The organism is Caldimonas manganoxidans ATCC BAA-369, assembly GCF_000381125.1.
GTDB classification, from domain to species: Bacteria; Pseudomonadota; Gammaproteobacteria; order Burkholderiales; family Burkholderiaceae_C; genus Caldimonas; species Caldimonas manganoxidans.
Genome location: NZ_KB905984.1, coordinates 6,261 through 9,916, shown reverse-complemented (window position 1 = coordinate 9,916; position 3,656 = coordinate 6,261). Strand labels below are relative to the sequence as shown.

Sequence of the window (3,656 nt, the reverse complement as noted above, 5' to 3'; positions counted from 1 at the left end):
CAACGAATTCCAAGCCATGGCGGCCGAACAACCCTGGCGCCCGCCGCTGCGGCCCAAGCTGCGGGCCAGCGGCGTGCAAGCCGCCGTGGTCACCGGCGTGGACGGCGCGGCCCTCCACACCGAGCGCAACGCCCGGCTCAAGATCCAGTTCCCCTGGCAGCGCGGCTTGCGCCCGCTGCCCGGCGGGCTGCCTCACCCCAGCGCGGCCGACCCCGCAGGCGCGGCCCCCGGCAACGAACGCGCCAGCGCCTGGGTGCGCGTGGCCCAGAGCGTTGCCGGCCCCAACTGGGGTGCCGTCATGCTGCCGCGCATCGGCTCGGAAGTGCTGGTCGACTTCATCGACGGCGACATCGACCGCCCCCTCATCATCGGGCAGCTCTACAACGAGCTCGACCCCCCGCCCTATGCGGCCGGCCAGGACGCCGGGGTCAACCACCCGGGCACCCTCTCGGGCTGGTTCAGCCATGGGCTGGACGGCGGGCATCACAACGCCTGGGTCCTCGATGATGCCAGCGGCCAGCTGCGCATGCGCTTCATGTGCACCCAGCCCCTCAGCGAGCTGGGCCTGGGCCATCTCATCCAGCAAGCCGCCTGTGGCGCGCAGCGCGGGCCGGCACGCGGCAGCGGCTTCGAGCTGGCCAGCGACGGCTGGACCTGCGTGCGCGCGGCCGCAGGCTTGCTGCTGAGCAGCACCGCACGCGCGGCCCAGGGCGACAGTGTGCACGGCGCGCAAATGGACGGCCAAGAAGCCCAAGCGCAGCTGCGCGCCGCGCAAGCCCTGCAGCAGCGGCTGCAGCAGGTTGCCGCTGCCCAGCTGCCCGAGGTGCCGGCGCCCGAGGCGGCGGCCTGGACCGAGGCCGTGCAAGCGCTGGACGGCTCGGCCCAGGCCGGCGGCGGCTTCACCCAGCCGCTCATGCTGTGGGATGCGGCCGCCTCGGCGCTGTACAGCACCGAAGGCCCGCTGGGGGCCTATGCCGCACAAGACCAGCACTGGGTGGCCCAAGCCGACATGCAGCTCAGCGCCGCGCAGGCGGCCAGCATCGCCGCCGGGGCGGCCGTCAGCCTGTACGCCCACGACGGCGGGCTGCAATTCAAAGCCGCCGCCGGGCCACTATCCTTGCGCGCGCACACCGACACGCTGAGCCTGCACGCCGATGGCCAAGTCACGATCACCAGCACCAACGACGAGATCCACGTCCAGGCCCAAACCCGCATCGAACTGAGCTGCGGCGCCAGCCGCGTCGTGCTCGACGGCGGGGACATCACCTTCACCTGCCCAGGCACCTTCACCGTGCAGGCAGCCACGCATGACTGGGGTGGGGGCAGCAGTGCGGCGGCGGAGATGGCCCGCCTTCCCAGCGGGCAGGAGCGGCGCTTCGATGAACGCTTTGCTTTGATAGATCCTTCAGGTCAACCCCTGACCGACATGCCGATCAAGGTGACCACTTCCGATGGTGTGGAGGTGGCCCAGACCGACGCCACCGGACACAGCAACCGCATCTTCACCGATGCGGGCGAACCTGTGAAGTTCGAATTGCGCTGGACCCAATTGCAGACATGAGCGACGCTACCACTGTCACCGCCATGACCAACACCACGCCCAACAGTTGCGTGGAGGTGCGCTGCGACTGCGCCACGATGTGGTCCTTGGCTCAACAGTTTTGCTATGTGCGGCTGAGTGAACCCGTCGCAAGGGATACTTACCGCTTCGTGAAGCACCCGGCCGTGCGGGCACGTCGCATTGCAGCCACCTACGCGCGCTTCTATCTGGAGCTCGAAGACGGTGGCAAGCCGCAATGGAAGGGGCGCTTCTACTGGATGGCTCTCGGAGCTTTCGCCAGCAAGACCGTGGCCTGCTCGCTGGAGATGGTGCGCGTGAACATGCTCAGTACCGTGCGCGATCGCTTGGCCATGGGCAACCTCTGGCTCTTTGGCGACATCGCCGGCTGGCATTGGCACTATTGTCGGTTTCCTGAGAGCTTCCGTTTGTGCCGCGACGCCCGAGATACACGTCAACTCGTGACGGCTGTGAAAGATCAACTCGCCAAACTGCCCTGGCAGGACAAGGCGCTGCCCATCATCCGGCACCTGCAGGTGTCGGAGCACATTCGCAAGGGCTTTGACAAAGTACAGGAGTTCGAGAGGGAGGAGGATCCGCTGGTCCGGCCAACCATCCAGATGGAGCATTTGCTGGCCATTGCACACCACGAACAAGGCGTCATCCTGCAGCCGTTGATCTACGATGACCCGGATTTTGCGTTTTGGGTGCGAGCGCAGCGCACACCGCCCGCCAGCTGGTTTTCACCGGGCCTGCAGCTGGTCTTCACCAGCGCCTGCGAGACCGATGATGCGGCACTGAAGTCGGTGGCACCGAAAGGGACGAGGTTGGAGGATTTCCGCAGTCGGATGCAATGGATCCAGCTCGCAGCGGAGCTTTTTCACAAGCGCATGCAGGAGTATCCCCAGGAAATGCATCGAGAACTCGAGGTCATGGCGGCGTGGGTGAGCATGGCGGATCGATGAATGAAGCGAACCTCTACAACCATTTTTGTGGTTCTGACGGGGATCCTCCTGCTGGCGGCCTGTTCGCCGAGCAAGTCCACCGCGCCCAGCGCTGCTTCCCATGCGGCGAGTGCATTGGCCACTGAACAGAAAGAACCTTCGATGAATACAGAAGTGCTCATCCGCCTCGGAGAATCAGGCACAGAGTTCGCGCGCCGACACGGTGCCTTGTTGCGCAGTTGGCAATCGATCCCGAACGTGGTGCAGGACTACCGCATCATCTGGCCGGAAGCATCGCTGGGGATCGTGCGTCTTGATCATGGGCGACATGCGGTGGCGCTCCAGCATGTGATGAGCGTACAGACCTCGGAAGACCTCAGCGGGCGCTACGCAGGGGAAGGTTTGTACAACTTTCACATCAGCGCAGGCGTCAGCGAGTCCAGCGACATCTTGCACGATGAAGCGAGGTTGAAGATTCACCACCTACTCCAACGCTTCTTGAACGCCGGCTGGCAACCTCTGGTGTCTAGAAGCCGTCCGCGCTTGCGAGGGCGGCACCGGCTCGAGCACACGCTGGCGACCAGCAACCTCAACGGGCTCGATCCCGCATATCTGCCCACGTTGGAAGAGTGGATGCGCATCGAGCAGCGCACCCCGTGGGAGTTCTACGCCGATGGCTGGTATGTCAAGGTCGCTTTCAGCCGTGACCCGCAACGCATGGACCCGCACAAGCCCGGGGCCTATCTGTTGAGCTTCACGGTGCGCACGGAGACGGACTACTTCCGGGACTATGCACCGCCGCAGCAGCGTCATCGCTGGAAGGAGTTCGTTGGGCCAGGACTGGAGAAGCAGGCCGCAATGCGAGCGCAAGCCGAAGCCGAGTTGCGCGCCCGGGGCATCCCGATCGACGAGGCCTACCGCGACCCGCCCGTGCCCCGGTTGGATTGACCACAGCCGCCCCCACCCTGGGGCCAGAAGTACTGGCTGCAACGGCCGTGCCGAGCAGATCGTGGTGAACCCGGCCGATCTGAAGCGCGAGCACCTGGGCCCGCGCCAGTTCACCGGCTGGGGCTATGACGAGGGCGACATCCAGGTCGATCTGGTGGGCGTGCCCATCTTGCAACACAACTGGTATGAGGCTCGGTGATGACCAT

General features: G+C 65.6%; 4 protein-coding genes. All 4 read left to right on the top strand.

Annotation, left to right across the window (positions count from 1 at the left end; all coding sequences use genetic code 11):
- The coding region (locus F615_RS18935) for a type VI secretion system Vgr family protein (protein ID WP_019562286.1) at positions 1-1,561 on the top strand (1,561 nt) is incomplete at its 5' end.
- The gene (locus F615_RS0116655) at positions 1,558-2,523 is read left to right on the top strand and encodes a DUF2515 family protein (protein WP_026330401.1); all 966 of its coding nucleotides are present in this window, start codon (positions 1,558-1,560) and stop codon (positions 2,521-2,523) included. The genes F615_RS18935 and F615_RS0116655, both read left to right, overlap by 4 nt.
- A 141-nt stretch (positions 2,524-2,664) precedes the next feature.
- Positions 2,665-3,450, top strand: a complete 786-nt coding sequence (locus tag F615_RS0116650; RefSeq protein WP_026330400.1) for a hypothetical protein — start codon at positions 2,665-2,667, stop codon at positions 3,448-3,450.
- Positions 3,451-3,514: 64 nt separating this feature from the next.
- On the top strand, positions 3,515-3,649 hold the full coding sequence (locus F615_RS20665) for a hypothetical protein (protein ID WP_259371331.1): 135 nt from the start codon (positions 3,515-3,517) through the stop codon (positions 3,647-3,649).
- The last annotated feature ends 7 nt before the right edge of the window (positions 3,650-3,656 follow it).

Excerpts from the sequence above, each read along its gene's own strand:
- F615_RS0116650 (WP_026330400.1), top strand. The coding sequence starts at position 2,665 with ATGAATACAGAAGTGCTCATCCGCCTCGGAGAATCAGGCACAGAGTTC.
- F615_RS0116655 (WP_026330401.1), top strand. The coding sequence starts at position 1,558 with ATGAGCGACGCTACCACTGTCACCGCCATGACCAACACCACGCCCAAC.